Raw genomic sequence first — 2,059 nt, forward strand, 5'->3', positions numbered from 1 at the left:
AATGCCCGTAGTGATTCACGCCCAGCTGACTTTCGAAACCGTCGACGGTGAGTTGCTGTCGGGAAACCTGGGCGATGGCGCCATTGCAGATGAGGGCATCGATCTGCGGGACCTCCTCCAGCACTTCCGCGGCCGCTCTGCGTACGCAGGCCAGTTCCGCCAGATCCATGCGTATATGACTGACATTCGCCGCGGGGCCAAACTCCTCTTGCAGCGCCGCGATGGCCGCCTCTGATCTGGTCGGGTTGCGATTCAGCATCACGACGGCGGCACCCTTGCTCAGCAATATGCGCGTCGCCTGAAAGCCCGCGCCGCTATTGGCGCCGGTGATGAGATAGGTCTTGCCGACGAGCGAGCCGATTCTGTCCGGGGTCCAGCCCTTGGGGCCAAATGGGGTGTTGCGAGTCATGGTCAAGATCTTGATGGCAGGTATGCGGCGGTTGCGCTTTGGTCATGTCAGGGGAGCACACGAGAGCTGCGTCTGGCTTTGCGTACGGTCGTGTCCTGTGAGCCTTGCGTGTCTGGTGCGTGTTTGCTGAAGAGACACTATAAGTATCGCTAATGACGATATATAGGCGCTATAGTCGCTAAAACTTGCCTATTCGTATCGGAAGGAGAGGAGGGTGCGGCATCCGCGAACGGGAGCGCTGGTGGCTGCGACAGAGTGAGTGAGTCACACCACGAGCAGCCTGTTTTGTGCGCCAGGCATGAAAAATCCCGCCTCGAGGGGCGGGATTTCACGAGACGGGGTTTCATTGGGCGGGAATTGAGGGAGAAGACGCGACGATGTCTAGTACTGCGCAGCGAGCTTTTAGTTCCGCGCCGCGAGCTTCTGGGAAATCTGCGCCACCAGTCTCGGCAGCTCGCGCGCATGGTGCATTCGCAGTGCGCCACGCGGCGTTTCATGGCCGTCGTCGTGATGGGCGAAGTGGATGACCTGCATGCCGGCATCCAGCCCTGCCTGTACCCCAACGATGGCATCATCGATCACCACACAATGTGATGGCGAAAAGCCCATCTGCTCGGCTGCGAGTCGATAGATACGCGGGTCCGGCTTCCACACGCCCAGGGTATAGGCGCTGTAGATATGGCCATCGAAGAAGCGCGCCAGGCGTGTGGTATCGAGCGCCAGACGCACCTTGCGCTCAGGCCCGTTGGACACCACGCCACAGGGGTAGCCTTCAAGCTCCATCAAGGCGGCTGACATGCCGGGCATCGCCGTCAGGTGTGCCTTCATCATCTCTTCCAGCAGGGCGCGCATCTCGCCTTCCATGCGCCGTGTGGGGGCTTCTTCCAGAACGCCATGAACTGCCTCCAGCGTGCGCACGATGCTCATGAAACGCATGCCGCGAAACTCGTTCATGTAGCGGTCGCTGGTAAACGGCAGACCATAGCGGGGCAGGGTGCTGGACATGGCCTCGGCGAGGAGGATTTCGCTATCAACCAGGGTGCCATCGGAATCAAACAGCAGGCAGAGTTCAGCCATCGATGCCTCTCGTGGGCGTCAGGAATGTGTGGTCTTCGACCTTAGCAGGTTCCCGCTCGCTGTCACCATGTCACGCAGCAAGAGTTGCCGAAAGCGCGCTTGGCAGTGGAGGGAAGCGTGATAGGCATATGAGATTTTCGGCATTAAGATGAGAATGCTTCTCGATCATGTGTTTGTTGACAGTATCAACTATCTGCCAATATAGTTGACCTATACCAACCATATGGTGAGTGACACATGAGTCAGACATCACTCAATGATGTGCTGCATCAGCTGATGCATGTCTATCGCAGGCAGCTTCGCTTGGGCATCCAGCGCTACCAGCTTGATCTGCCTGTCACGCACATTCGGGTGCTGAAGGGCATTGGTCGTACCTCCGAGTGTACGGCGCACAAGATCGTGCAGCATTTGGGGCAGGACAAGGCGCGCGTGACGCGGGTGCTCAATGAATTGTTGACGGCGGGATTGATCATCAAGACGGAAAATCCGCAGGACCGTCGCAGCCTGTTTCTCGCCCTTACCGAGGCGGGCCACGACATGCTCAAAGAGATTGAAGCCCTGGAAGATGAGACC

General features: G+C 58.5%; 3 protein-coding genes. 1 reads left to right on the forward strand and 2 read right to left on the reverse strand.

What is annotated here, in order from left to right:
- Together AC4FAH_RS14730 and AC4FAH_RS14735 are read right to left on the reverse strand one after the other, a co-directional pair.
- The coding region (locus AC4FAH_RS14730; protein ID WP_490246329.1) for an SDR family NAD(P)-dependent oxidoreductase at positions 1 to 409 on the reverse strand (409 nt) is incomplete at its 3' end.
- 402 nt (positions 410 to 811) lie between these two features.
- Positions 812 to 1,486 (reverse strand): HAD family hydrolase, encoded by a 675-nt coding sequence (locus AC4FAH_RS14735; RefSeq protein ID WP_213115286.1) that lies wholly within the window; start codon positions 1,484 to 1,486, stop codon positions 812 to 814.
- Between the two features lie 276 nt (positions 1,487 to 1,762).
- Between AC4FAH_RS14735 and AC4FAH_RS14740 the strand changes: the two genes are divergently transcribed.
- Positions 1,763 to 2,059 (forward strand): MarR family winged helix-turn-helix transcriptional regulator (locus tag AC4FAH_RS14740; protein WP_490246330.1); only part of this gene is annotated, 297 nt, incomplete at its 3' end.

Source organism: Cobetia sp., from assembly GCF_983723665.1.

Coding starts and splice junctions, on each gene's coding strand:
- AC4FAH_RS14735 (WP_213115286.1), bottom strand. CDS start 1,486: ATGGCTGAACTCTGCCTGCTGTTTGATTCCGATGGCACCCTGGTTGAT.